Origin of the sequence: Amycolatopsis sp. NPDC026612, assembly GCF_040638285.1 — a bacterium.
Taxonomy (GTDB): domain Bacteria; phylum Actinomycetota; class Actinomycetes; order Mycobacteriales; family Pseudonocardiaceae; genus Amycolatopsis.
Window position 1 is genome coordinate 126919 of record NZ_JBEZYB010000008.1, and the last position, 25869, is coordinate 152787.

A 25869-nucleotide genomic window follows, 5' to 3' on the forward strand; every position below is an offset into this window, starting at 1 on the left:
AACAGCCTCTTGACGTCCTGATCGAACGGCCCTAGCTTGAGTCGGAAACCGGTTTCTGAAAGTTTCCCGGTTGCTTCTTCGGCACTGCTTCTTCGACACCGCAGGCGGCGGCCGCCCGTTAGGAGAGTCGATGACTTCGCACATCCGAACCAAGGCACGGTGGGGGCGTGCCGCGGCCGCCGTCGCCGGGGCGCTCGTCCTCGCCGCCTGCCAGAGCGGCCCGGCCTCCTCGGCGGCCGGGGACACTGCGAGCGTGGACGACGGCACCACGATCACCATGTGGACCCGGTCGCCGACGGCGACCTTCAGCCAGACGCTGATCGACGCCTACAACGCGAGCCACAAGAACAAGGTCAAGCTGACGGTCTTCCCGGCCGACTCCTACCAGCAGAAGGTCGGCACGGCCGCGGGCGCGAAGCAGCTGCCGGACCTCCTCGCGGCCGACGTCGTCTACGCGCCCAACTACGCGGCCAAGGGCCTGTTCCTCGACCTCACCGCCCGCGTGACGCAGCTGCCGTTCAGCGGCAGCCTCGCCGCGGCCCACATGAAGGCGGCCACCGCCGGCGGCAAGCACTACGCGGTCCCGCACGACATCGACCTGTCCGCGGTGTTCTACAACAAGGTCCTGTTCACCCGGGCCGGTCTCGACCCGGCGAAGCCACCGTCCACCTTGGACGAACTGGCGGCCGACGCGCGCAAGATCGCCGCGCTCGGCGGGGACGTCAAGGGCTACTTCTTCGGCGGCGCCTGCCCGGGCTGCCAGCTGTTCACCAGCTGGCCGATGATCTGGGCCTCCGGCGGGACCGTGCTCAACGAGCAGGGCACCGCCGCCACGCTCGACAGCCCCCAGGCGGCCAAGGTCTACTCCTGGCTCCGGCAGCTCTACGCCGACGGCGTCGTGCCGGCGTCGGCGAAGAACGAGTCCGGGCCCACCTGGACGCAGTCCTTCCTCGACGGCAAGATCGGCATCCAGCCGATGGGCGCGACGGCGTTGCAGGGCATGAAGGAGGGGCCGGACCTGCAGGTCGGCGTCGCTCCGATCCCGGGACTGACCGGCGGCAGCTCGTCGTTCGTCGGCGGGGACGTCCTGGGCATCGGCAGCAACAGCACGCACGCCGCGGCCGCGTGGGACTTCATCGCCTGGACCCTGTCGGACCAGGCGCAGGTCGACGTCGTCGCGAAGAGCAAGAACATCACCGTCCGCTCGGACCTCGCCGACAACACCTACGCCAAGCAGGACCCCCGGCTCGGCGTGTTCAACCGGCTCGCGAGCCAGGGCCAGACGCCGATCTCGGTCAACTTCGGCAAGACGTTCAACGACACCAACGGGCCCTGGACGGCGACGGTGATCGACGCCGTCTTCGGCAGCGGCGACGCCGGAACGATCCTGAAGCAGCACAACGCGGCCGTCACCGAGTCGCTCGCCGGCGGCAGCTGATCATGGTGTCGCTGCTTCCCCCGCGGGTGTCGGCGCCGGAGACCCCGGCGCCGGCACCCCGCCGCCGGGGCTCGATCGCCCGGGGACGGCGCCGGCTGGGGATCGCCTACGCGGCTCCGATGGCCGTGCTGGTCGCCCTCTTCTTCGTCATCCCGCTCGGGCTGATGGTGTGGATGTCGGTCAGCCACTGGCCGCTGGTCGGCGCGTCCTACCCCAACGGCGTCAAGAACTACGACGCGCTGAGCGACCCGCTCTTCCTGCGCGCGGTGTGGTTCACGCTGAAGTACACCCTGGTCACGACCGTCGTGCTCAGCCTCGTCGCCTTCGGGCTGGCGCTGCTGGTGCAGCACGACCGGCGCGGCACCGGGTTCGCCCGCACCGTCTTCTTCCTGCCGAGCGCGGTCGGGCTCGCCTCGACGAGCCTGCTGTTCTACGGCCTGTTCAACACCGACTCGTCGGCGTTGAACCACCTCGTGGACTTCCTCGGCTTCGGCCGGGTGGACTGGCTGGGTTCGGGCGGCAGCGCGCTCGGTTCGACCGTCGGGATGATCACCTGGCGGTTCGCCGGGTTCTACATGCTCATCCTGATGACCGGCCTGCAGGGCATCGACCCGGCGCTGTACGAGGCCGCGCGCATCGACGGCGCCAACCGGTGGCAGATCCTCTGGCGGGTGACGCTGCCGCTGCTGCGGCCGACCCTCGCGCTGGCGATGGTGCTGTCCCTGACCGGCTCGCTGCTGGCGTTCGACCAGTTCTTCATCCTCACCGGCGGCCGCCACGACACGGCCACGGTCGTCATCGACATCTACCGCGAGGCGTTCCTGTCCCAGGACCTGGGGCGCGCGGCCGCCGTTTCGGTGGCCACGCTCGCCGTGCTCATCCTCGTCAACGTCGCCCAGCTTCGCCTGATCCGGCGGGAGGGGAAGTGAACCGGCTCCGGGCCGCGGGCCTGCACGTCACCAGCGCCGCCCTCGCGGTGCTGTTCCTGCTGCCACTGCTGTGGACGCTGTACTCGTCGCTGACCGGGCGGGACGCGGGGGATTCGGAGACCGACAGCTACCGGCGGCTCGCCGGCTACGGCAGCGGCCTCGGCACCTACCTGGTCAACACGACCGTGGTGGCGCTCGTCGCGGTCAGCGTCACGGTGGTGGCGACCACGCTCGGCGGCTACGCGATGGCCCGGCTCGCCTTCCCCGGGCGCACCCTGTTGTTCCTCGTGACCCTGGCCATCCTGATGGTGCCCTACACCACGATCCTGGTGCCGCTCTACATCCTGCTCGGCTGGCTCGGGCTGCAGAACTCGCTGCTCGGCCTCGGCCTGGTGATGGCCGTGCTCCAGCTGCCGTTCGGCCTGTTCATGATGCGCAACTCCTTCGAAGCACTGCCGGTGGAGCTCGAAGAAGCAGCGCTGATCGACGGCTGTTCGATCGGCGGCGCCCTGCGGCGGGTGCTGCTGCGCGGGGTGCTCCCCGGCGTCGTCACCGTCGCGCTGTTCTCGTTCTTGGCGGCCTGGAACGAGTTCGTGGCCCCGCTGATCTTCCTCACCGACGGTGAGAAGTTCACCCTCCCGGTCGCGCTGTTCAACCTCCAGTCCGGCAGCCTCGGCTCGGTCGACTTCGGGGCCCTGCAAGCGGGAGTGGTGGTCTCCGCCCTGCCGTGCGTGGCGGTCTTCCTCGTCCTGCAGCGGTACTACGTCCGCGGCTTCACCTCGGGAGCCCTCAAGGGCTGAGACAGGAGCACCTCGATGACCGAACGCATCCTCGGGCCCGTCCACCCCACGGCCACCGCTAAGTCGGCGCTGCGGCCGCTTTTCCTCGGTGCGGTCGCCTTCGCGCCGGACAGCCTTCTGGGCGGCTGGCAGGAACGCAACGCGAGCCGGACCCTGCCGCACTGCGTCGAGCAGCTCGACGCGGCCGGCGCCCTCGACAACCTCCGCCGCGTCACCGGCGAGGTCGACGGCGAGCACCGCAACATGTGGTTCGCCGACTCCGACGTCTACAAGACCCTCGAAGCCGCCGCCTGGCAGCTCGGCCGCGACCCGGGCGACGCCGAGCTGCGCGCGTTCCTCGACTCCACGGCGGCGCTGGTGGCCAAGGCCCAGGAGGACGACGGTTACCTGAACTCGTACTTCACCGTCGACAAGCCGGAGCTGAAGTGGCGGGAGCTGCACTGGAGCCACGAGCTGTACTGCGCGGGCCACCTGATCCAGGCTGCCGTCGCCGCCGCCCGGGCCGGGGTCGGGGCCCAGCTCGTCACGGTCGCCCGGCGGTTCGCCGACCTGATCGTCGAGCGGTTCGGCAGTGCCGGCGGGGTCGACGACGTCGACGGGCACCCGGAGATCGAGACGGCGCTGGTGGAGCTGTACCGGGTGACCGGGCACCGGCCGTACCTGGACCTGGCGCTGCGCTTCCTCGACCTGCGCGGGCGCGGCCTGCTCAACGGCGACCGGTTCGGCTCGCGGTACCTGCAGGACCACGTGCCGGTCCGGGAGGCCGACGAGGTCGCCGGGCACGTCGTGCGCCAGCTCTACCTGCTCGCGGGCGTCGTCGACGTCGCCGTCGAGACCCGGGACGACGCACTGCTCGAAGCCGCTCGCCGCCTGTGGGCCGACGCCTTCGGCACCAAGACCTACCTCACCGGCGCGCAGGGCTCCCGCCACCGCGACGAGGCGTTCGGCGACCCGTACGAGCTGCCGCCCGACCGGGCGTACGGCGAGACCTGCGCCGCGATCGCGAGCTTCCAGTGGAACTGGCGGCTGCTGCTGGCGACCGGCGAGGGCCGGTACGCCGACGAGATGGAACGGGCGCTGTACAACGCGATCGCCGGCTCGACCGCCCTCGATGGAACGCACTTCTTCTACTCCGACCCCCTGCACCTGCGGACCGGCCACGACGGTTCGCACGAAGACGCGCCGTCGCAACGCCTGCCGTGGTACTCGTGCGCGTGCTGCCCGCCGAACCTCGCCCGGCTGATCGCGTCGCTGTCCGGCTACGTGGCGACCAGCGACTCCGGCGGCCTGCAGGTGCACCTGTACGCCGCCGGGACGATCCAGACCACTGTGGACGGTGCCGACGTCCGCGTCGAAACCCGCACCGGGTACCCCTGGGACGGCTGCGTCGAGCTGACCGTGACCACCTCGGCGCCCCTCATGCTGGCCCTGCGGATTCCCGGCTGGGCCGGCGAGGCCCTGGTCGACGGCGTGCCCGCGGACGTCCGCGACGGCTACGCGGAGGTGCGGCGGGACTGGACGGACGGCGCCACGGTGACGCTCGAACTGCCGATGCCCGCCCGCGTCGTCCGGCCGCACCCGCGGATCGATGCCGTGCGTGGCTGCGTCGCGGTGACGCGCGGACCGCTCGTCTACTGCGTGGAGCAGGCCGACCTGCCCGGCGGCGTCACGCTGGAGGACGTGCGGGTCGACCCGGGCGCGGCGTTCTCCGCCGGGCCGCTGCCCGACGTGCCGGTGGCCCTCACCGCGCGCGGCCGGGTCGAGGTTCCCGCGTCGGGCGAGCTGTACGGCGCCGGGGACAACGCGCACGGCGAGCCGGTCGACCTGACCGCCGTGCCGTACTTCCTCTGGGGCAACCGGGAACCGGGCCCGATGCGGGTCTGGATCCCGGTCGCCACCGCATAGCCGCCACCCCCTGATCGGCACCCGGGAGCGCACCCAGCCGACGAATGTTAACGCTCACAACCGAAGATTGCGAGGACTCGATGATGCGTCCTGTGTTTCGGCATCCGCGTGGCATGACACGGCTGGCCGCCGCGGTGGTGGCCTGCCTGGTGGCCGGGCTGCTCTCGGTGCTGTCCGCGAGCAGCGCACTGGCCGCGGCCGCGTTCACCACCACCGTGGTCGACCAGGCCGACGGCCAGTGCGCCACCGTGCCCAACGGGAACAGTGCGGTGCAGCTGACCGAGTCGGGGTGCACTTCCGCGGCCGGGCAGTCGTTCCGGTTCACCCCGGTGTCCGGCGACGTCTACACGATCGGCACGTTCACCTCCGGCAGCTGTGCGGACATCACCGGTGCGTCCACTTCGGACAATGCCGCGGTGATCCAGTACGCCTGCCACCCGGGGACGAACCAGCAGTTCCGGCTGCAGACCTCGGGAAGCGCTTTCTTGCTGGTGGCGGTCGGCTCGGGCAAGTGCGTCACGGCGGTGAACGGCCTGCTCGTCCAGCAGTCCTGCGGCACGGCCGTCGCGTGGCGGCTGCCCGGCTACCAGACCGGCGGAGGTACGCAGACGCCGGCCGAGAAGACGGTGCGGGTGTGGCTGCTGCGGCCGTCCGACGTGCCCTTCGACCAGCGCTACCCGGACGGCATCGCGAACGTCCTGCGCGAAGCCCAGCGGTACTACGGCCAGGAGCTGGGCAAGACGTTCCGGCTCGCCGACCCGGTGGTGCAGGTGGTCACCGGCGAGCACGTCAAGAGCTGGTACGAGAACACGCCCAACGGCAGCGAACGCTACTGGTGGGCCGTGTTCAACATGCAGCAGGAGCTGCTGCGCCGGTTCGACGTGAAGGCGCCGGACAGCCGGTGGATCAACGTCGGCGAGGTCATCGCCGAGGGGCCGGGCGCGGGTGGCGGCGGAGGCGGCGGCTGGGTGATCCTCTGCCAGCACGACGCCGACGGTGCGGCCGGGCTCAACGGCCCGATGAACCGCTGGTACGGCGGCATGGTGCACGAACTGGGCCACGCCTTCGGCCTGCCGGACTCCACCTCGACCGACGGGACGCCGATGTCGGCGTCGTTCTACGACTACCCGAACACGCACTTCAGCCAGAGCCAGAAGACCGCGATCTTCAACGGCCCGTACGGCTCCTTCCTCTTCTGAACCGGAGAACCCGATGAGACGTCCAGCCCTGCTGGCCGCCGCCCTCCTGGCGGCCGGCTTCTTCGTGGTGGCCCCGGCCGGCGCCGCGACCACCTTCACCAGCACGATGGTCAACTCCTCGAGCGGTAGCTGCGCCACCGTGCCCAACGGCGACAGCGCCGTCCAGCTGACCCAGACGGCCTGCACCTCCGGTGCCGGGCAGTCGTACACGTTCACCCCCGTGTCCGGCGACGCCTACACCATCGGCACGTTCACGTCCGGCAGCTGCGTCGACATCTACGGCGCGTCCACCGCGGACAACGCCGCGGTGATCCAGTACGCCTGCCACGGGGAGACCAACCAGCAGTTCCGCCTGCAGTCCGCCGGCACGAACACGTTCAACGTCGTGGCCGTCAGCTCGGGCAAGTGCGTCACCCCGGCGAACAACGCGCTCGTCCAGCTGCCGTGTTCGAGCGCGAGCGCCTGGCGCGTGCCGGGCTACACCCCCGGTACATCCGACTCCTACCAGGGCATCCCGAACCTCGCGCCGAACGCGTGCAAGAACTCCGGGCTGCCGCGGTCGTACGGCACGAACTTCCAGACGCCGAACGACCCCTACGGCCAAGGGTTCCAGAACACCACGGCGATCGGCTGGGACGGCAACTACTGGCCGGTCTTCAGCTACCTGTCCGGCTCGTTCTTCGCCCGCGGGGTGAACACGACGTACAACGGCCTGTGCGGCGGGATGTACTCGTTCAGCGCCTACACCTACGGCGGCAACCCGGGCGCGCAGTCGGTGCAGTGGACCGAGGACAACGGCTACCTGCCGGCGATGACCACGTCCCGGACCTCGGGCAACGTCGGGATCACCATCAAGAACTTCGCCGACAAGGTGACGATCAACGGCAGCGCGGTCATGCTCGTCTACACGCGGGTGTCCATCAAGAACAACGGCTCCGGCTCGGTGACCGTCCCGCCGGGTGGTTCCGGCCCGGGTCTCGTCCGGCTGACATCGTCCACATCGGACACTGTGGCGGCCGGGCAAACCAGCAACCACGACTTCGTGGTGGCCGTGGACAACTTCGGCAGCGGTGTAGCGTTGCCGACCGGCACCACGCTGTCCTCGAACGCGCCGAACTTCGACACCGCGTACACCCAGATGACGTCGTACTGGAACTCCCGGCTGGCCGAGACGAACACCTTCAGCCTGCCGAACACGACCCTGCCCAACACCGGAAACCTGGCGAACCCGGGCACCGCGATGACGAACGCCTACAAGGCGGGAACCATCTACAACCTGATCATGCAGGTGGGCAAGGCGCAGTTCTCCGGCGCCAACAACTACAACTGGATCCTCAACCACGACGTCCCCGGCGAGCTGACCGCCAAGTTCGAGACCGGCGACTTCCGGGACGCGCGGAACCTGCTGCTCACCGCGCGGATCGCCCAGCAGGACAACTGGGACGAGGTCGGCGCCAACTGGTACTGGGACGGCGTCTGGAAGACGATGGGCACCTGGGCGACCTACCTGGCGAAGACGAACGACACCGCGTTCGTCAGCCAGTACTTCAACGACGCCGGCTCGTGGGGGCCCAGCCTCCGCACCATCGCCCGGGTGAAGTACCCCGCCCAGCTCGCGTCGGACGGCACTTTGCAGACCAACTTCGACAACGACTCCACCGGGCGCTGGCTGTTCAGCAACTTCTCGGCGTTGCAGATGCTGGCGTCCTACAAGTACATCGCGACCAAGATCGGCCAGACCGCCGAGGCGACGTGGGCGAACACGGCGTACACCTCGCTGTTGAACGCGCTGAACACGGTGGTCGGTCGCAACCAGTCCGCGAACGGCTTCAACTACCTGCCGTGTGAGGTGGACAAGCCCAACAGTGCCAACCGCTGCAACACCTTCAACGACGCCAACTGGGCCTCGCCCGGGTGGGTCGGGCAGAACCAGTGGTCGACGATGCTCTCCGGCGGCGCGCTGACCGGCATCATGGGCGACCCGGGCCAGATCGACCGGATGTACCAGTGGGGCTTCAACCGGCTGTCGGCCAACGGCTACCCGTTCCCGACGTTCGGGGCGTTCAACGGGTACTCGACGGCCTACAACACGTCGTACTCCTCCGACGGGTTGTTCTCCGACAACTACCGCGACCTGCCGATCACCAGCTACGCCTGGCAGCTCAAGACCACCACCGGCGGCCCGAACGCCTGGTGGGAGGCCAACGGCAGCGGGCCGAGCACGGCCAACCCGTGGATCGGCAGCCACGCCGGCCCGCAGTTCGGCGCGTGCCCGTACGCGTGGCCGATCGCCGGGCAGCAGCAGGGCCTGCTGGAGTCGCTGGTGGCGGAAGGCCTGGCGGCGAGCGGCTCCGGGCCGTACACGTTCACCCGGCCGCTCTACATCGGCCGCGGGGTGCCGAACGCCTGGGTCACGCCCGGCCAGACCATGTCGGTGGGCAACCTGACCAACACCTACGACGTGGCTTCGGGCAGCCGGTCCACCTACGGGGTCTCCCTCGCGGTGAGCGGCTCGAGCGGTGCGCGCGTCGTCACGGTGACGACGTCGGGCACGCTGCCCGGCGGCGCGGTCCTCATCCAGCTGCCGGTGTTCCTCTCCACCGGCGTGAACTCGGTCAGCGGCGGGAGCTACGACGCCGCCACGCACACGGTCACCGCGAGCGCGAACACGGTGACCATCACCCTCGCGAGCTGAACCTGCCGCGGCTGTCGTGAGTGGTAAATCGGGTCAGAACCCGATTTACCACTCACGACCGGCCGCGCCACTTCGTCAGTCAAGGAAGGCTCGATGATGCGCGAACCCACCTTCGACCGCCGCCTGCTGCTCAAAGCCGTCGGCGCCCTCTCTGCGAGCGCCGCACTCGCCCCGGCCTTCGCCGGCACCGCCGCGGCCGCCGGCCGTCCCGACATCGGCGTCTCGGTGTTCCCGTTCCCGCTGGGCGCGGTGCGGCTGCAGGCCGGCCCGTTCCTCGACAACATGAACCGCCAGCTGGCGTACTTCCGGTTCGTCGACGCGGACCGCCTGCTGCACACCTTCCGGACCAACGCCGGGCTCGCCAGTTCGGCTCAGCCCTGCGGCGGCTGGGAAAGCCCCAGCACGGAACTGCGCGGCCATTCGACCGGCCACCTGCTGTCCGGGCTGGCCCAGGCGTACGCCAACACCGGCGACACCGCGTACAAGACCAAGGGCGACTACCTGGTCAACGCCCTCGCCGCGTGCCAGGCGGCGGCACCGGGACGCGGTTTCCACACCGGGTACCTGTCGGCGTTCCCGGAGAACTTCTTCGACCGCCTGGAGGGCGGCCAGTCGGTCTGGGCGCCCTACTACACGCTGCACAAGATCATGGCCGGGCTGCTCGACCAGTACCTCCTGGCCGGCAACCAGCAGGCCCTCGACGTCCTGCTGCGCAAGGCGGCCTGGACGAAGGCCCGCACCGATCCGCTGTCGGTCACGCAGATGCAGGCCGCGCTGCGCACGGAGTTCGGCGGGATGCCCGAGGTCCTCACCAACCTGTACCAGGCGACCGGCGACGCGAACCACCTCGCCACGGCCCAGCGGTTCGACCACGCCCAGATCCTCGACCCCCTGGCCGCCAACCAGGACCGGCTGTCGGGGTTCCACGCCAACACCCAGATCCCCAAGATCATCGGCGCGATCCGCGAGTACCACGCCACCGGCACGACCCGCTACCGCGACATCGCGGTCAACTTCTGGCGGATCGTGCTCGACCACCACTCGTACGTGATCGGCGGCAACTCCGACGGCGAGTACTTCCAGACACCCGACGCGATCGCGAGCCGGCTCTCGGACACCACGTGCGAAGTCTGCAACACCTACAACATGCTCAAGCTGACCCGGCAGCTGTTCTTCACCGATCCGGTGCCCGAGTACATGGACTACTACGAGCTCGCGCTGTTCAACCAGATCCTCGGCGAGCAGGACCCGAACTCGAGCCACGGGTTCGTCACGTACTACACGCCGTTGCGCGCCGGCGGGATCAAGACCTACGCCAACGACTACGACGACTTCACCTGCGACCACGGCACCGGCATGGAATCGCAGACGAAGTTCGCCGACAGCGTCTACTTCTTCAACGGTGAGACGCTGTACGTCAACCTGTTCATCGCGTCCGTGCTGACCTGGCCGGGCCGGGGGATCACCGTCCGGCAGGACACGACCTTCCCGGCGTCGTCGGGGACGAAGCTGACGATCGGCGGGTCCGGGCACATCGCGCTGAAGCTCCGCATTCCCAAGTGGACTTCGGCCGCGGTGGTGAAGGTCAACGGCGTCGCCCAGGGCAGCCCGGCACCGGGGTCGTACTTCACGATCGACCGGACGTGGGCGGCCGGGGACGTGGTCGACGTGTCGGTCCCGGCGTCACTGGCCTTCCCGCGCGCCAACGACGACGCGGGCGTCGGCGCGGTGAAGTACGGCCCGATCGTCCTCGCGGGCCAGTACGGCTCGACGAACCTGAGCGCGCTGCCGACGTTGCAGACGGGCACGGTGCAGGCGGATCCCGCGAATCCGCTGCGCTTCACCGGGACGGCGAGCACGGGCGCGGTCACCCTGCTGCCGTTCTACGCCACCCACCACCAGCGGTACACGGTGTACTGGCGGCTGACCGGCACGGCGCCCACCGGGACGTCGTACGAGGCCGAGGCGGGGACCCTGGCCGGGCAGGCCGCGGTGCGGAGTTCGTCCGGTGCGTCGGGTGGGGCCCTCGTGGGGTACGTCGGCGGTGGTTCCGCGAATTACCTGCAGTTCACCGGGGTGACCGCCACGGCGGGCGCGCATCCGGTGACGATCTTCTACGCCTCGGGTGAGGCTCGGTCGTTGACGGTGAGTGTCAACGGTGGTGCGGCGGTCTCGGTCGCCACGCCCGGTACGGGTGGCTGGGACACGGTCGGGTCGGTGCAGGTGACGCTGAGCCTGGCCGCGGGCGCGAACACGATCCGGCTCGCCAACCCCTCGGGCTGGGCCCCGGACATCGACCGGATCGTCGTCGGCTGAGGAGCCGTGAAGGCCACCTCGGGGGTCCCGAGGTGGCCTTCACCGCCTCACTGCGCGGGTTCGCCGGACGGGACCGGGAGCCGGGTGCCCAGGGCGACCGGGGTGCCGAAGTTCGGCGTGCCGTCCGCGTTCCAGGTGAACTTCTGGGCGCGCGTGGTGCGGTTCAGGTCGCACCCGCCGTTCACGGAGTCGTTGGCGTGGTAGACGATCCAGTCCTCGGTGCCGTCCGGGGACTGGAAGAACCCGTTGTGGCCGGGCCCGAACACCGCGTTCGAGTCACTGCGCTGGAAGACCGGCTGCGCGGATTTGACCCACGACGACTGCTGCAGCGGGTCGCCGCCGTTGTAGGTCAGGATGCCCAGCTTGTAGTCGGGAGTGGAGCAGTGACTGGCGGAGAACACGATGAACGTCTTGCCGTTGCGCTGCAGGACTTCGGCGCCTTCGTTGACCGCGCCGCCCACGGTCTCCCAGCTGTACGTCGGCGACGACAGGATGTGCCGCGTCCCGCTCGCCGTCCACGGGTTCGACAGCGGCCGGATGAAGTTGGGCTGGGAGCCGTTGTAGAACGTACCCAGCAGGTACAGCTTCCCGTCGAGCTGCAGGATGCTCGGGTCCAGCTCCCAGGTGTTGTCCTGGGTGGGGTCGAGCAGGTCGGCTTTGAAGCTGTAGGGGCCCATCGGGTCGGTGCCGGCGCTCTCGAGCACGTGGATGCGCTGGGTCCCGAGGTCGTAGGGATCGCGGCCGGCGACGTAGTACAGGTACCAGCGCGGCCCGTTCGGCCCCGTGAGCAGGTGGAACTCGGGCGCCCACATCGTCCCGGCGCCGTTGGGCCTGCTGAGGGTGAAGATGACCGTGTCCGGCGCGGAAGCCAGCCCGCCGAGCGTGCGGGACTTGCGCATGGTGATCGTCGAGTTCCACGTCGTCGTGGCCAGGTAGTAGTAGCCGTTGTAGTACTGCAGCCACGGGTCGGGGCCGTGCCGGCTCAGCGGGTTGCTGAAGGTGGCCGGGCTCGTCCCGGCGGCGATCCGCCAGACGCCGCTCGCCGCCGTCGTGCACGGCAGCTGCACGAGCCCGGCCCCGCTCGCCGCCGGGGAAACGCACTTCCCGGAACCGACGGAGACGACGGTGAACGTGTTCGTGCCCACGGCCTGCATGCGGAATTGCTGGTTCGTGCCGGAATGGCAGGCGTATTGGATGACGGTCGCGTTGTCGGCGGTGGACGCGCCGAAGATGTCGACGCAGCTCCCCGCGGTCATCGTCGCGATCGTGTAGACGTCGGCGCTGTTCTGGTAAGGGGTGAAGGTGAAACTCTGCTTCGCCGCGGAAGAACAACTGCGCTGGACGAGCTGCACCGCGCTCGAACCGTCGGGCACCTCGGCGCAGTTCCCGCTGCCCTGGTTCACCATCGTGCTGCTGAACGTGGTCGCCGCCCGCGCGGGTGCCGCCACGAAGAGGCCGGTCAGCAGAATTGCCGCCGCCAGCCAGGGTGATCGCCGCATCGTGCCCTCACATCGACGAGAAGGAGAGAAAGCCGGAGCCTGTGACGTTACGCCGGAAATGGCCGGATGAACAGAAAGAACAGCCGATTCCCGGTTTTGGGAATCGGCTATCCGGTGTTGCGTAGAATGGGTTACGCGCGTTTGAGATATCGGTCGAAGAATGCGCCGAGTGTCACCCGCTGGGTGGCGGTGCTCCGGCCCGGGTCGACGGTTCCGATGAACGGCGCGAGCGACGCCGGGTCGAGGCCGAGGCGGGGGAGCAGCGTCTGGTAGTCGGTGTAGCTGAAGTGCTCGCCGTCCGGCAGGTGCCGGGTCCGGACCGGGCCGCGCTGGTGGGCGAGGAACACCTGCCACGAAGGGTCGGACGCCGCGCTGTGGTTGCCCGCGCTCAGCAGCAGGAAGGGCTGGTCGAGGCCTTCGTCGGCGGCGCGGCCGTACTCGCGGGCCTGCTGGGAGTACGCCATGCTGCCGTCGAGGTCGGCCCCGGCATCCAGGCGGGTGTCCGGCACCATCGTCTCGGCGGTGGTGAACCCGCCCGCGGAGTGGCCGAACATGCCGATGCGGGAGACGTCCGGCGTCAGCCCGGCCGGGAGCGCTCGGTGCTCGGCGTCCGGATTCCCGCCGCGGGCCACGGTTTCGAGTGCGTCGAGGACGAACCGGGCGTCCGCCACACGGGTGGCGATCAGCTGACGGCCGGCGTCGGGGCCGGCGGGCAGGACCCGTCGTTCGACGCGGCCGCCGGGGAACTCCACCGCCGCGGGCTCGTGCGTGTGGTCGATCGCCACCGTCACGTAGCCCTCGCTCGCGAGCTGTTCCAGCTGCGCCGTGCCGACCGAGCGCGGGTACTTGGCGCTGGGCGAATACAGCACGACCGGCCGCCGCCCACCGGCCGCGGGAACGCCGGTGCGGGCGTGCGTGGCGAAGGTGTAATCGAGCCGGTCGGCGGCGATGCCGAGCGTCCGCGCGTCTTCCTCGGCGATCAGTTTGGCGGCTTCCGGTGCCTGGTAGGGCGCTTTCGGGCCGCCGCCGGACCGCGCGGGGTACCGCACGGTCACCATGAGTTCGCGGGGCGTCCCGGCGACCCAGGGGTCCGGCCGCGCGGGGTCGACGAGGTGCAGATCGACGCTGCCGACGGCGTACGCCCCGGTGGGGGCGGGCAACGCGAGCGGGGTGGCCGCGGCCGCGGAGGCGGGGAGCGCGGTCAGGAGAAGGACGCCGGCCAACCCGGCGACGAGTGGTGGATTTCGCATCCTTTGACCGTATTGACGGTCCGGGCGCACCACATCGGGACGATCGCCGAGATCGACCCGGTCAGGGCTGTGGCCCGGGCACCGGCCCGGGCCACAACTCACCTGCTCAGAAGCCGTAAACGGTTTCGTAGACGCGCTCGGCGTTGGCCGCGACGAGCCCGTTGGCCCACAGCGAGTTGACCCGGCTGCGCTCGGCGCTGTTGGGCACCGCGTTCGTGCAGGACGGGCCGGGGCCGCCACCCGACATCAGTTCGGAGCACGGGCCCGAGTAGTGGTCGGGCAGCCCGAGGGCGTGCCCGGTCTCGTGCGCCGCGATGCGGGTCGGGTTGTACTGGCGGGCCTGGGTGTAGTCGATGAAGATGGTGCCGCTGCCGTGCCCGTTGGTCGAGGCGTAGGAGCCGCGGGGGTCGTTGCCCTCGGTGTAGCGGAGGCTCGCGCCGGAGCTGCGCTCGACCAGCTTGACGTTGGTGACGCTGCGGTTCCAGTTGGCGGCACCGGCGTTGATGACCGAGCGGAAGCTCGGCGCGCTGGAGGTGCTGTAGTAGACCGTGGTGACGGCGGCTTCCTGCTCGGTGCCGGCCGACGCGGTCCCGGCGGCGAGCGGGGTCATGGTCAAGGCGAGCGCGACGGCGCCGGCCAGGGCGAACTTCCTCGACATCGGAAGACTCCTCGTGGGGACGGGGGTTTTGCCGGAATTGCGCGCGCTGTCGAGAATTTACCCGGGTGACGTCGTCATGGGAGCCGACTAACGTAGGGCGGGGGAAGTGGTGATTTACCAACACCAAAGTCGGGTTGACAAGGGCGGGTGACGTCCCGGCGGCCGACGGGAGAACGCGCGCCGACCACCTCGTCCGCCCCGCTTGGCGGGGCAGGGTGACGCCGCACACGAGTAGGCTGGAGGAAGCGGAAGGAGCCGGGCGTGACGGCCGAAGAACTGATCATCGAGTTCGCCTTGACGCGCTTGGACCACCCGGGCCTCGACTTCGAGGAGATCGCCGCGCTCGTGGTCCGGCGGGGCGGCCCGGAGCGGGAGCTGGAGTTCGCATCCCGCAACCTCGCCGACCGCGGCGAACTGCGTGGCGCCCCCTTCCCGACGGCGGTGGAATACGTGCTGCGCGTGGTGCTCACCCTGCGCGGGCCGTCCGACTGATCCACAATGGACGGCCGCCCGGGCGTTGCCCCCGGTGCGGCCCCTCGCACGACGCGCCTCGGATCCTCGGGGCTTTCGGTCGTGCGCGGGCGGTGGCATCGGACGCGCGAAGCCTTCCGCGGCCGAGCCGGACGGATCCGGCAGCGTGATCCCGGCTGGACACGCTCTGCGCAGGTCGCGACGAGCGAAGGCCGGTGCGCGGGGCCTTCCCGGCGGGTGACCCGGCCGCGCTGCGCCGCTCCAGGTCGACCAGCCTCTGGCCCACCGCAGGGTCCGGCAGCCCGGCGTCGGCCGCGAGCCGGAGCGGGGTCGCCTCGCGTGCGCAGCCGGTCCAGCACCAGGCGCGACTTCGGCGCCCGCACGGTCGCCGAAGCCGCGCCCTATGGCCCGGTTCGTCCCACGCGTCCCCCCGAGTTGCCGCAAGTTTATCCGCGGAACCCTTCCGGCCCCAGTCGTTCTATGTTAAGAAACTTTACTAACTACTAGTCGGAGGCACGTCGTGAGTTCACCCACCCGGTCCGGGGAGCCGGCCGCCCTGGAGCGCAGGATCGGTCCGCTGCAGGCCACCGCGATCAACATGACGCAGATGTGCGGGATCGGCCCGTTCGTGACCATCCCCGCCATGGTCGCCACCATGGGTGGCCCGCAGGCGATGTTCGGGTGGATCATCGGGGCGATCGTCGCGCTGGCCGACGGGCTCATCTGGGCCGAACTCGGCGCGGCCATGCCGGGGGCCGGCGGCACCTACCTCTACCTGCGTGAAGCGTTCCAGTACCGCACCGGGCGGCTGATGCCGTTCCTGTTCGTCTGGAGCGCGGTGCTGTTCATCCCGCTGATCATGTCGACCGGGATCATCGGGCTCGTCCAGTACCTCGGCTACCTGATCCCGGGTGTCACCGACGACGCGGGCACGACCCCGCTGGGCAAGATCATCGGCGTCGGCATCACGCTGGTGATCATCCTGGCGCTGTTCCGCAAGATCGGCCAGATCTCCAAGCTCACGACGGTGCTGTTCGTCGTCATGCTCGTCGCCGTGCTGGCCACGATCGTCGCGGCGTTCTCGCACTTCAGCGCGGCGCAGGCGTTCGCCTTCACCCCGGGCGCGTTCGGCTCCGCCGGCGAGGGCACGTTCTGGGGCGGCCTCGGCGCCGGCCTGATCATCGCGATCTACGACTACCTCGGGTACAACACCTCCGCCTACCTCGGCGGCGAGGTGCGGACGCCGGGCCGCACGCTGCCCCGTTCGATCATCTTCTCGATCCTCGGGATCATGGGCCTGTACTTCCTGCTGCAGGTCGGGGTCCTCGGCTCGATCCCGCTGGAAGAGCTGAAGGCCGCGAAGTCCGTCGCGTCCTCGGTGCTCGAGCAGGTGTGGGGCACCGCGGCCGCCAAGTCGATCACCGTGCTGATCGTGATCGCCGCGATCGGGTCGGTGTTCGCCGGGCTGCTCGGCGGCTCGCGCGTGCCGTTCGAAGCCGCGCGCGACAAGGTGTTCCTGCCGGTGTTCGGCAAGCTGCACCCGAAGCTGCACCTGCCGACCGCGGGCGTGCTCACCATGGGCGCGATCACGATCCTCGGCTCGCTGTTCACCCTGACCACGGTGATCAACGCGGCGGTCGCGACGCTGGTCATCATCCAGTCGCTGGCCCAGGTGGCCGCGATCATCGTGCTGCGCCGCCGCCAACCGGAGCTGCGGCGGCCCTACCGGCAGTGGCTCTACCCGGTGCCGACGCTCATCGCGCTCGTCGGCTGGGTCTACATCTACGTCTCCGCCGACCTGCTGTCCATCGGGCTGTCGCTGGGCTGGATCGCCGCCGGCGCGGTCGTGTACCTGATCTACGCGGCGGTCGAGCGCACCTGGCCGTTCGGTCCCAAGGAAATCAAAGAAGCCTTCGCCACCGAACCGGAAGGGGCTCAGGCATGACCCGGAAGTCCGCGGTCCTCGCCGCGCTGCTCCTCGTGCCCGGCGTGCTCGGCGTCGCCGGGCCCGCCGCCGCGCAGGACACCCGGGCGGCCACCCGGCCGCACGGGATCGGCACGATCGGCCTGCAGGGCTGGCAGGTCCTCACCACCGCCCAGGTCAAGGACGCCGGCGAGAAGGTCTCCACACCCGGGTACGCCACCCGCGGCTGGCTGCCGGTCAAGCCGGACGACGCGGGCGCGCCGGGTACCGAGATCAACGCCCTCGTCCAGAACGGCAAGTGCCCGGACGTCTTCTACTCCGACAACATGCGCAAGTGCTTCGGGTACGTCGACAAGCTCGGCCCCGTCGTCACGAAGCCGTTCTCCGACCCGTGGTGGTACCGCACCGACTTCGCCCCGGACATCCGGCCGGGGCAGCACGCGAAGCTGACCATCCCGGGCATCGTCGGCGAGGGCGACGTCTGGGTGAACGGCACGCTCGTCGCCACGAAGGACGTCGTGAGCGGCGCGTTCGCCGGGCACACCTTCGACGTCACGAAGCTGGTCAAGCCGGGCAAGAACACTCTGGCGATCAAGGTCTACCCCAACGACCCGCTGAAGATGTACACCCTCGACCAGGTCGACTGGGGCCAGATCCCGCCGGACAACGACACCGGCATCCAGTTCCCGCCCACCCTGCAGGTCTCCGACGCGCTGACCGGCGAAAACGCCCACGTCGTGCAGGACAACGCGCCCGACTTGTCCAGTTCGAAGCTGACGGTGAAGGTGGACGTCACCAACAACGCGGCGACGCCGCAGACCGGCGAGGCCGCCGCGACGATCACCCCGCCCTCCGGTGCGCCGATCGTCGTGCGGCAGCGCGTCACGATCCCGGCGAACACGAAGCGGACCGTGGCGTTCGCGCCGGTGACGATCGCCCACCCGCGCGTCTGGTGGCCGTACTCGATGGGCGACCAGCCGCTGTACACGCTCACCACCGCGGTCTCGCAGGACGGCGTGCTGTCGACGTCGTCGAAGAGCACCTTCGGCATCCGCACGGTGACTTCGCGCCTGGTCGGGAAGTCCAAGCCGCTGCCGGCGGGTGCGCGGCAGTTCACGATCAACGGCAAGGACTTCGTGTTCCGCGGCGGCGGCTTCGCGCCGGACCTGTTCCTGCGCTACGACAAGGCCGACACCGCCCACCAGATCGCGCTGATCAAGAACCTGGGCCTGTCCGGCGTCCGGCTCGAAGGCCACGACATGCCACAGGACTTCTACGACCAGGCCGACCGCGCCGGCCTGCTGGTGATCGGCGGGTTCCTGTGCTGTGACGCCTGGCAGCCGGACACCGCCGAGCAGCTGGGCGAGCGGGACCTGCGGATCATCCACGACTCGTCGGTGAGCATCGCGCAGCGCGAGCGCAACCACCCCAGCGTCTTCAACTACGGCTGGAGCGACAACGAGCCGTTCCCGAACCAGGAGCACGCCGTCCTCACCGCGTTCGAGCAGGAGGACTTCCAGGTCCCGGTGATCGCCTCGGCGGAGTACAAGAGCACGCCCACCCTCGGCCAGTCGGGGGAGAAGGAAGGCCCGTACGACTGGGTCCCGCCGTCCTACTGGTACGACAGCTCGCACTTCGACCCCGAGGACTCCTCCCGCACGAACGCGGGTGGCGCGTGGGGCTTCGCGAGCGAGCAGAGCGCCGGGCACACCGTGCCGACGCTCGACTCGATCAAGCGGTTCCTCTCGCCCGCCGAGCAGGCCAAGCTGTGGCAGGACCCGGCGTACAACCAGTACCACGCGAACTTCGAGCCCGGCCACGGCGGCTACGCGTTCGGCACGTTGTACACCCTGGACCAGTCGATCACGCAGCGGTACGGGAAGTGGACCTCGCTGAAGTCCTATGTGGACCTCGCGAACATCGCGAACTACGAGAACACCCGCTCGCAGTTCGAAGCGTTCCTGCACCACTCGACGGACAAGGCCAACCCGTCGACCGGCGTCGTCTACTGGCAGCTGAACAAGGGCTGGCCGACGCTGCTGTGGTCGCTCTACAACGACGACGGCGACCAGGCGGGCGCGTTCTTCGGCGCCCAGAAGGCGAACAGGCCGCTGCACGCCCTCTACGGCTACGACAACGGCTCCGTGACCCTGGACAACCTCGGCGCGGCCACGCAGTCCGGGCTCTCGGTGCAGGCGCGGGTGCTCGACACCGCGGGCAAGGTGCTCGACGACCAGACCGCGACCGGCCTGAACCTCGGCAGTCAGGGCGTCAAGACCGGCGTCCTCAAGCCCAAGGTGCCCGCGGAGACAAAAGCCCCGGCCCCGGCGCAGGTCTACTTCGTCGAGCTGCAGGTCAAGCAGGGCGGGAAGGTCGTCGACCGGAACGTCTACTGGCTCTCGACGCAGAAGGACGTCGTCGACTGGGGCAAGACCCTCGGCAACCCGCAGGCCACGCTGTCGCAGTACAGCAACCTGCAGGCCCTGCAGAACCTGCCGAAGTCGCAGGTCAGTGCGGTGGCGTCGACCCGCCCGGCCGGTACGGGCCTGGTCACCACGGTGACCGTCACCAACACCGCGAAGACGCCCGGAGCGGCGTTCTTCCTGCGGGCCGACGTCCGCCGCGGGACGCCGGACGGGCGCGAGGCACCGGGGGACAACCAGCTCGCGAACGCGACTTGGGACGACAACGACATCACGCTGTGGCCGGGCCAGTCGCAGACACTGACGGTCACGTACCAGGCGGCCGACCTGCACGGTGCGGTCCCGGTGATCAGCGTCGACGGATTCAACACGGGCCGGATCGTGGTGCGGGGGACAGGAGGGACGCACGAGTGAGCGGGGATCGGATTCTCGGCATCGACTTCGGCGGCACGAAGGTGGCGCTGGGGCTCGCCGACCGCGACGGCACCCTGCTGGCGACGCGCCGGCTGGACACCGACGCGCAGGCGGGGGCCGAGCAGGTGGTGGTGCGCGCGCTCGCCGCGGCCAGGGCGCTCCTGGCCGACGAGGGCGCGGTGCCCGCCTGCATCGGCGTCGTCAGCCCGGGGATCGTGCTGCCGGATCGCATCCTGCTCGCGCCGAACGTGCCCGGGTGGGAGCAGCTGCGCCTGGCCGAGCTGGTGGCCGCGGAGTTCCCCGGCCGGTCGATCTCGGTGGGCACGGACGCGAAGGCGGCGGCGCTGGCGGAGTGGCGGTGGGGCGCGCTGGCCGGGGCCGACCCGGCGGTGTTCCTGTCCCTGGGCACCGGCATCGCGGCCGCGGTGCTGATCGGCGGCCGGCTGCTGACCGGCGCCAACGGAGCTGCCGGCGAGATCGGGTACAACCTGCTCTCGCCGCAGGACACCGAGGGTTTCGCGAGCGGAGCGGCGCCGCTGGAGGAAGCCGTCGGTGGGCGTGGGCTGGGCGGCCGGGCGAGCAGACTGCTCGGCCGCCCGGTCACCGCGGGGGAGCTGTTCGCGCTGGCCAAGGAGAACGTCGAGGCCAAGGAGCTGGTGACGGCTGCGCTCGACGAGCTGTCGATGCACGTGGCCAACCTGGTGATCGCCCTGGACCCGGAGCGCATCGCGGTCGGCGGCGGGCTGGTGCGGTCGGCGGACGTGCTGCTGCCGGCGCTGGCCGACCGCCTCGCGCACGCGGTGCCGTTCCCGCCGCAGCTGGTGGCGGCCCGGTTCGACCAGGACGCGGCGCTGCTGGGTGCGGTGGCGCTGGCCCTGGGCGGTTAGCGAGCCGGCCGCAAGGAGACGGACCCCCGCGCGGCACGGAGCTGGTGCGACGAAGTCGTCCGGCCGTGACCGTGGCCGGATCGGTGACGATCGGCGCTGTGGCGTCCGGGTGGTGTGCCGGTGCCCCGACCCGGCACGCCACCCGGCTTCAGGCCTGCGCGGCGGCGAGCTCTTCGGTTCGCCGGAACGCCGCGGGGGACAAGGTGAACCAGACCAGCACCGCGCTGACCGCCTGGATGCCCGCGGCCATCACCCAGACGGCGCGCAGGCCCCAGTGCGCCGCGACCAGGCCGCCGGCCAGCGCGCCGAGCGGGGTCAGGCCCCAGGCCAGCGCCCGGTGACTGGTGAGCACCCGGCCCAGCAGCGGCGCCGGCGTGAAGCGCTGGCGACTGGACTGGGAGCAGACGTTCCAGATCAGCACCGTCGCCGTCAAGGACACCAGCACGACGCCCACCAGCGGCGGCCACGGCGGGACGACGGCGATCAGCAGCTGCGCCACCACGCCGAAGCTCTGCGCGAACCGCATCGACCACGAGTAGCCGAGCCGGTCCACCACCTTCTGCACCATGAACGACGAAGCCACCCAGCCGACGGCGAGGCAGGCGAGCAGCAGGCCGTAACCGACCGAGCCGACGTGCAGGACCTGGGTCGCATACAGGACGAACATCGCGTTGCCGGCGCTCGCGGCGAACGAGCCGAGGGCGACGTTGATCGTGATCGACCGCAGCAACGGCGTCCGGACGAGGTGTCGCAGCCCGCCCGAGAGGTCCCGCATCGGGTGGGTCGTGGCCGCCACCACGGACTGCGACGGGATCCGGCGGGCCAGCACCAGCGCGACCAGCGCGCAGGCCGCGGCCAGCCAGGCGGGCGCACCGGTGGTGAGCACGACGAGGAACCCGGTCAGCGGCGGCACGACGAACTGCACGACGCCCCGGTCGATCACCGTGAGCCGCGCGTTGGCGTGGGCGAGCCGGTCGGGGCCGACGAGTTCCGGCACCAGCGCGCCGCTGGCGCCGTCCCCGAGCACCTGCGCCGAGGTGACGACGAAGGCGACCACCAGCAGCACGGGCAGGGTGAGCAGCCCGGCGGAGGCGATGGCGGCGAGCGCCACCGCGGCCGCGACCTGCACGGCGTAGGCCCACGCCAGCACGGTGGTCCGGCGCACCCGGTCGATGAGCACCCCGGCGAAGAGGGACAGCAGCAGCCACGGCGCCTGGCCGGCGACGTTGACGAGCGAGACTTCGCGCGGATCGGTCGTGACGGACACGGCGAGCAGCGGAATGGCCGCCAGCATCAGGCCTTCGGCGGACGAACCGGACACCGCCACGGCCTGCAGCCGCGCCCACCTGGTCACCATGATCCGACCTTGCCGGAGTGTTCCGTGAATTCCAAACGATTTAGGGGCGGGCGAGGGCCGGAGATCCCGGATCGCGTCATGGTAACGACTTGGCGCGAATTCGAGATTCACCACCCGTGGCGCGCGCGGGTGAGGCGTCCTACTCGGAAGAGGAACAAGTTGCGCAAGCGAAGTGAACGCGAGCCGGTCGACCCGACGGTCCAGGCGGCGCGCATCAACCGCCGTGGCACGCTGATCACCGCCATGGCCACGGTCATCGCCGCGTTGATCGGCGGCCTGTTCGCGGCCTACAAGGTGGGCAGCGACCAGGGCGCGGCCGCGGTCCCGCCCCGGACGGTGACCGTCACCACCACCGTGCCCGGACCCGGATCCCCGCCCGCGTCGACCGGCGCCGCGCAGGCGAGCGACGTGTCCACGCAGGTGCGGCTCGAGTCCGGCAGCGGGGTCGACATCGACGCACCCGACGCCCACGCCGTCGAGACCAGCGGCCCGAACGGGGACGTCGACCTGTACTTCGGTGACTCGGGCCTGCTGGTCGGCCGGTCGGCGATGTACTACTACAACGGCGGCGAGAACACGGCGAGTGTCGCCTGCCCCAAGGCGGTGGCCAACGACAGGCCCGCTCCGGGCGGCCCGACGGTGTTGTCCCCGGGAAGCCAGTTCTGCATGCGGACCTCGGAGGGCAAGGTCGGCTGGGTCGGCTGCAACGACGTGAAGATCTCCAGTGACCACACCGGGTACATCGTCCTGAACTACCGGCTGTTCGCCACGACGTGAGCCGCCGGCCTAGCGGCGCACCCGGGTCGATTCGCGGACGACCAGTTCCGGGGTGAACACCACGGCTCGCCGTTCCGGTTTCGTGTCCGACGTTTCCGCCAGCAGCAGTTCCGCGGCCGTGCGGCCGAGGCGGCGGGCCGGCTGGCGGACCGACGTCAGCGGCACCGCCGCCGCACCCGCGAACTCGATGTCGTCGTAGCCGACGATGGCCATCTCGTCCGGGACGCGGACCCCCGCGCCGACCATCGCCTGCAGCACGCCCAGCGCCTGCAGGTCGTTCGCGCAGAACACCGCCGTCGGCCGGGGGCTCATGCCGAGCAGGCGCGCGCCGGCGTCCCGGCCCGAGGAGACGTCGAGGCCGATCGCCTCGAGCACCGTCAATTCCGCCGTCGAGCCGGCCAGTGCGTTGCGGAGGCCCTGCTCGCGGTCCCGGCACTGCGCCAGGATGGCGGGGCCGTTGACGAACGCGATCCGCCGGTGACCGGTCTCCAGCAGGTGCCGGCCCGCGAGCGCGCCGCCGGCGACGTCATCCACCGACACCGAACTGGCCTCCGAGGCGGGGACCTTCCGGTCGACGAAGACGTACGGCGTGCCGCTGCGCCGGAACGCCCCCAGTGCCGCACCGGACGTCGCGACGGGGCTCAGCAGCACCCCGCGGACCCGCTGCTCGGCGAACATCGCCAGGTACGACGCTTCCAGTTCGGACCGCTGCCCGCTGTTGCAGGTGATGATGTTGAGGCCCTCGGCGTGCGCGGCCTGCTCGGCCCCGCGGACGACGTCGACGAAGAAGGGGTTGCCGAGATCGAGCACGAGCAACCCCATGACGCGGCTGCGGCCGGCGCGCAGCTGCCGCGCCGACTCGTCGCGGACGTAGCCGAGCTCCTCGATCACCGAAAGCACCCGGCTCCGGGTGGCGGCCGCGACCACGTGCGGGCGGTTGACCACATTGGACACCGTGCCGATCGAGACGCCGGCCCGCTTCGCGACGTCCTTGATGCCGACCACGGAACCCCCTCGCTGAGAAGGCGCCAGCTTATCATGTTCTGAAACGTTTCAGCCCGGGTGGCCGGGGTGGCCCGGGTGGCTCGGGCCGGCTCGGGCGGCGCGGCGACATGTCGACTCCGTGCCGGCCTCGGAAACCGCCACGGCATCCGGCGCACGTCGGCTGCTTCCGCCGCGGCGTTGTCCCCTCGATGTCCAGCCGTTCGTCGGTGATCCACCGGGATAGGGTGGCCGCGTGCGGAGTCGACTGGTGTTGATCGGTGCGGTCCTGTTCTCCTTGCTGCTGCTCCCCGGCGTTGCTTCGGCGGCGCCGGTCGTGGAAGGCGACACCGACAATCCGGTGACCGCCGCGCCCGCCGTGACCCGGCCGGACACCGCGCACTGCAGCGTCACGCTCGCCGACGCGTTCCGCTCCAACGCCGCCGACGGCAGCCCCCGGTTCTACGAAGGCACGCTCGCCCCGCCGAAGGCCTGCCCCGGGCCGTGGGCGAAGGTCGTCATGGACCAGACCGTCACCGTGAGCGGGCGGCAGTACGACCGGATCGGCGACCTGCGCATCGGTGGCACCGAGGTCTGGTGGGGGACCACCGAGGAGCCCAGCGGTGAGGGCCGCCGCGCGATCACCTACCACTTCGACAAGGACCTGACGCCGTACAGCGCGCTGCTGCGCACCCCGCAGCCCTTCCACGGCGGCGTCGAGAACTACACCTCGCCGATCTACACCGGCGTCTACGCGCAGACCGTGACGCTCACCTACTACCAGGCCGACCGCAAGCACCCCGCGCCCGCGACGCCCGATCACGTCGCCGGGTTCGGGCACGCCGACGCGACCCCCGCCGCGCCCACCGTGCACTTCACCGCCCAGGGCCTGCCGCGCAACATCACCCGCGCGTACCTCGAGGTCACGCTCGAAGGCCACGCCTGCGACGAGCAGTGGTTCGACGACGTCCCCGACGCCGTGGCGGCGAAGTACCCGGCGGCCGGGCTCTGCGGCAAGGGTCCCTACCGGGAGGCCAACTTCGCGATCGACGGGACCGCCGCGGGGAGCGCGTTCACCTTCCCGCACATCTACTCCGGCGGGATCGTGCCGCAGCTGTGGCGGCCGGTCGTCGCGATCGACACCTTCAGCCTGCACGCCGAGACCTACGACGTCACCCCGTTCGCGGGCCGGCTCGTCGACGGCGCCACCCACGACATCTCCTTCTCCTTCCCGGACATCGGCGGCGAATTCACCGTCGTCCCGACCCTGCTGCTCTACACCGACCACAAGGCGGCCCGGACGTCCGGCGCGCTCACCCGGGACGACGTCGCGGCCGCGCCGGTGCGGCAGACGACGGTGCAGGACATCCGGGACGGCGTGAACGTCACGGTCACCGCGAAGCGCCACGATGTCACGGCCGGCTACGTCGACACTTCCGCCGGCCGCGTGGCCACCCGCGTCGAGCGCACCCGCGACTACCGCAACAGCGACGACGTCACCGGCGGCGGCTTCACCCAGCACGTCGTGCAGGGCGACTCCGGGCAGCAGACGTCGGTGTCCACAGTGGACGGGCGGGTGCGGTCGGCGGACCGGCACACCTGGTCCTACCCGCTGACCACCGACGCCACCGCGACCATCACCGACGACCAGAACCTGCGGATCTCGGGCTCGGTGGACATGACGAAGGTCCTCGGCGACCTGACCGGCGACGGCCGGAGCTGGCGGCCGGTGCGCGCGTCGCGGGAGTGGCTGGCCGCGTCCGGCGTGCTGGCCCGGACGAACGGCGTGAACACCGAGGCCGACGGCCGATCGAAAACGCTCTTCACCGGCTCCGATGACCTCGGCCGGCCGTACTTCCACTACGTCGCGAGCGAGCACGGGCTGCTGACCGAAAACCGGGAGCTGCCGCCGCGGGGGTGAACCCCATCGCGCTCCTCGTCACCCG

The 25869-nt window shown here is 70.5% G+C and carries 18 protein-coding genes; 13 read left to right on the forward strand and 5 right to left on the reverse strand.

The window, feature by feature from the left end; translation table 11 throughout:
• Positions 1-130: 130 nt before the first annotated feature.
• From AB0F15_RS11655 to AB0F15_RS11685, 7 genes are all read left to right on the forward strand, one after another.
• Positions 131-1438: a sugar ABC transporter substrate-binding protein gene (locus AB0F15_RS11655; protein WP_360268945.1), complete on the forward strand. Its 1308-nt coding sequence runs from the start codon at positions 131-133 to the stop codon at positions 1436-1438.
• Positions 1439-1440: 2 nt separating this feature from the next.
• Positions 1441-2367 carry a sugar ABC transporter permease gene (locus tag AB0F15_RS11660; protein WP_360268948.1) on the forward strand — a complete coding sequence of 309 codons (927 nt, stop codon included), beginning with the start codon at positions 1441-1443 and terminating at the stop codon, positions 2365-2367.
• Positions 2364-3167, forward strand: coding sequence for a carbohydrate ABC transporter permease (locus AB0F15_RS11665; protein WP_360268951.1), 804 nt, complete (start codon positions 2364-2366; stop codon positions 3165-3167). Before AB0F15_RS11660 ends, AB0F15_RS11665 begins: the two co-directional genes overlap by 4 nt.
• Before the next feature lie 15 nt (positions 3168-3182).
• The gene (locus AB0F15_RS11670; RefSeq protein ID WP_360268954.1) at positions 3183-5072 is read left to right on the forward strand and encodes a beta-L-arabinofuranosidase domain-containing protein; all 1890 of its coding nucleotides are present in this window, start codon (positions 3183-3185) and stop codon (positions 5070-5072) included.
• A 113-nt stretch (positions 5073-5185) separates the two neighbouring features.
• Complete coding sequence (locus AB0F15_RS11675) at positions 5186-6271, forward strand: RICIN domain-containing protein (protein ID WP_360268957.1); 1086 nt, start codon at positions 5186-5188, stop codon at positions 6269-6271.
• Positions 6272-6284: 13 nt separating this feature from the next.
• Positions 6285-8966 (forward strand): RICIN domain-containing protein, encoded by a 2682-nt coding sequence (locus AB0F15_RS11680; protein ID WP_360268959.1) that lies wholly within the window; start codon positions 6285-6287, stop codon positions 8964-8966.
• 93 nt (positions 8967-9059) lie between these two features.
• The gene (locus AB0F15_RS11685; protein WP_360268961.1) at positions 9060-11282 is read left to right on the forward strand and encodes a beta-L-arabinofuranosidase domain-containing protein; all 2223 of its coding nucleotides are present in this window, start codon (positions 9060-9062) and stop codon (positions 11280-11282) included.
• 47 nt (positions 11283-11329) lie between these two features.
• Here AB0F15_RS11685 and AB0F15_RS11690 read toward each other — a convergent pair whose 3' ends face one another.
• From AB0F15_RS11690 to AB0F15_RS11700, 3 genes are all read right to left on the reverse strand, one after another.
• A complete protein-coding gene (locus AB0F15_RS11690) occupies positions 11330-12781 on the reverse strand; it encodes a family 43 glycosylhydrolase (protein WP_360268963.1) in 1452 nt (483 codons plus the stop codon).
• 131 nt (positions 12782-12912) lie between these two features.
• Positions 12913-14031 carry a hypothetical protein gene (locus AB0F15_RS11695; protein WP_360268965.1) on the reverse strand — a complete coding sequence of 373 codons (1119 nt, stop codon included), beginning with the start codon at positions 14029-14031 and terminating at the stop codon, positions 12913-12915.
• Between the two features lie 106 nt (positions 14032-14137).
• Complete coding sequence (locus tag AB0F15_RS11700; RefSeq protein ID WP_360268968.1) at positions 14138-14689, reverse strand: snapalysin family zinc-dependent metalloprotease; 552 nt, start codon at positions 14687-14689, stop codon at positions 14138-14140.
• A gap of 261 nt (positions 14690-14950) precedes the next feature.
• On the opposite strand from AB0F15_RS11700, the gene AB0F15_RS11705 reads away from it, so the two are divergent.
• The 4 genes from AB0F15_RS11705 (at position 14951) to AB0F15_RS11720 (ending at position 20808) form a co-directional block, all read left to right on the forward strand.
• A complete protein-coding gene (locus AB0F15_RS11705) occupies positions 14951-15181 on the forward strand; it encodes a hypothetical protein (RefSeq protein WP_360268971.1) in 231 nt (76 codons plus the stop codon).
• Between the two features lie 499 nt (positions 15182-15680).
• Positions 15681-17105, forward strand: a complete 1425-nt coding sequence (locus AB0F15_RS11710) for an APC family permease (RefSeq protein WP_360268974.1) — start codon at positions 15681-15683, stop codon at positions 17103-17105.
• Complete coding sequence (locus tag AB0F15_RS11715) at positions 17102-19921, forward strand: beta-mannosidase (RefSeq protein ID WP_360268977.1); 2820 nt, start codon at positions 17102-17104, stop codon at positions 19919-19921. The genes AB0F15_RS11710 and AB0F15_RS11715 overlap by 4 nt, the downstream gene beginning before the upstream one ends.
• The gene (locus AB0F15_RS11720) at positions 19918-20808 is read left to right on the forward strand and encodes an ROK family protein (protein ID WP_360268979.1); all 891 of its coding nucleotides are present in this window, start codon (positions 19918-19920) and stop codon (positions 20806-20808) included. Before AB0F15_RS11715 ends, AB0F15_RS11720 begins: the two co-directional genes overlap by 4 nt.
• A gap of 148 nt (positions 20809-20956) precedes the next feature.
• On the opposite strand, the gene AB0F15_RS11725 is transcribed toward AB0F15_RS11720, so the two are convergent.
• Entirely contained in the window at positions 20957-22165 is a 1209-nt protein-coding gene (locus tag AB0F15_RS11725) for an MFS transporter (RefSeq protein WP_360268982.1), read from the reverse strand.
• Positions 22166-22324: 159 nt separating this feature from the next.
• Between AB0F15_RS11725 and AB0F15_RS11730 the strand changes: the two genes are divergently transcribed.
• Positions 22325-22942 (forward strand): hypothetical protein, encoded by a 618-nt coding sequence (locus AB0F15_RS11730; protein ID WP_360268985.1) that lies wholly within the window; start codon positions 22325-22327, stop codon positions 22940-22942.
• Positions 22943-22951: 9 nt separating this feature from the next.
• On the opposite strand, the gene AB0F15_RS11735 is transcribed toward AB0F15_RS11730, so the two are convergent.
• Entirely contained in the window at positions 22952-23947 is a 996-nt protein-coding gene (locus AB0F15_RS11735; RefSeq protein ID WP_360268988.1) for a LacI family DNA-binding transcriptional regulator, read from the reverse strand.
• A 247-nt stretch (positions 23948-24194) separates the two neighbouring features.
• Here AB0F15_RS11735 and AB0F15_RS11740 point away from each other — a divergent pair, with 247 nt between their 5' ends.
• The gene (locus AB0F15_RS11740; protein WP_360269121.1) at positions 24195-25844 is read left to right on the forward strand and encodes a peptide-N4-asparagine amidase; all 1650 of its coding nucleotides are present in this window, start codon (positions 24195-24197) and stop codon (positions 25842-25844) included.
• Positions 25845-25869 lie beyond the last annotated feature (25 nt).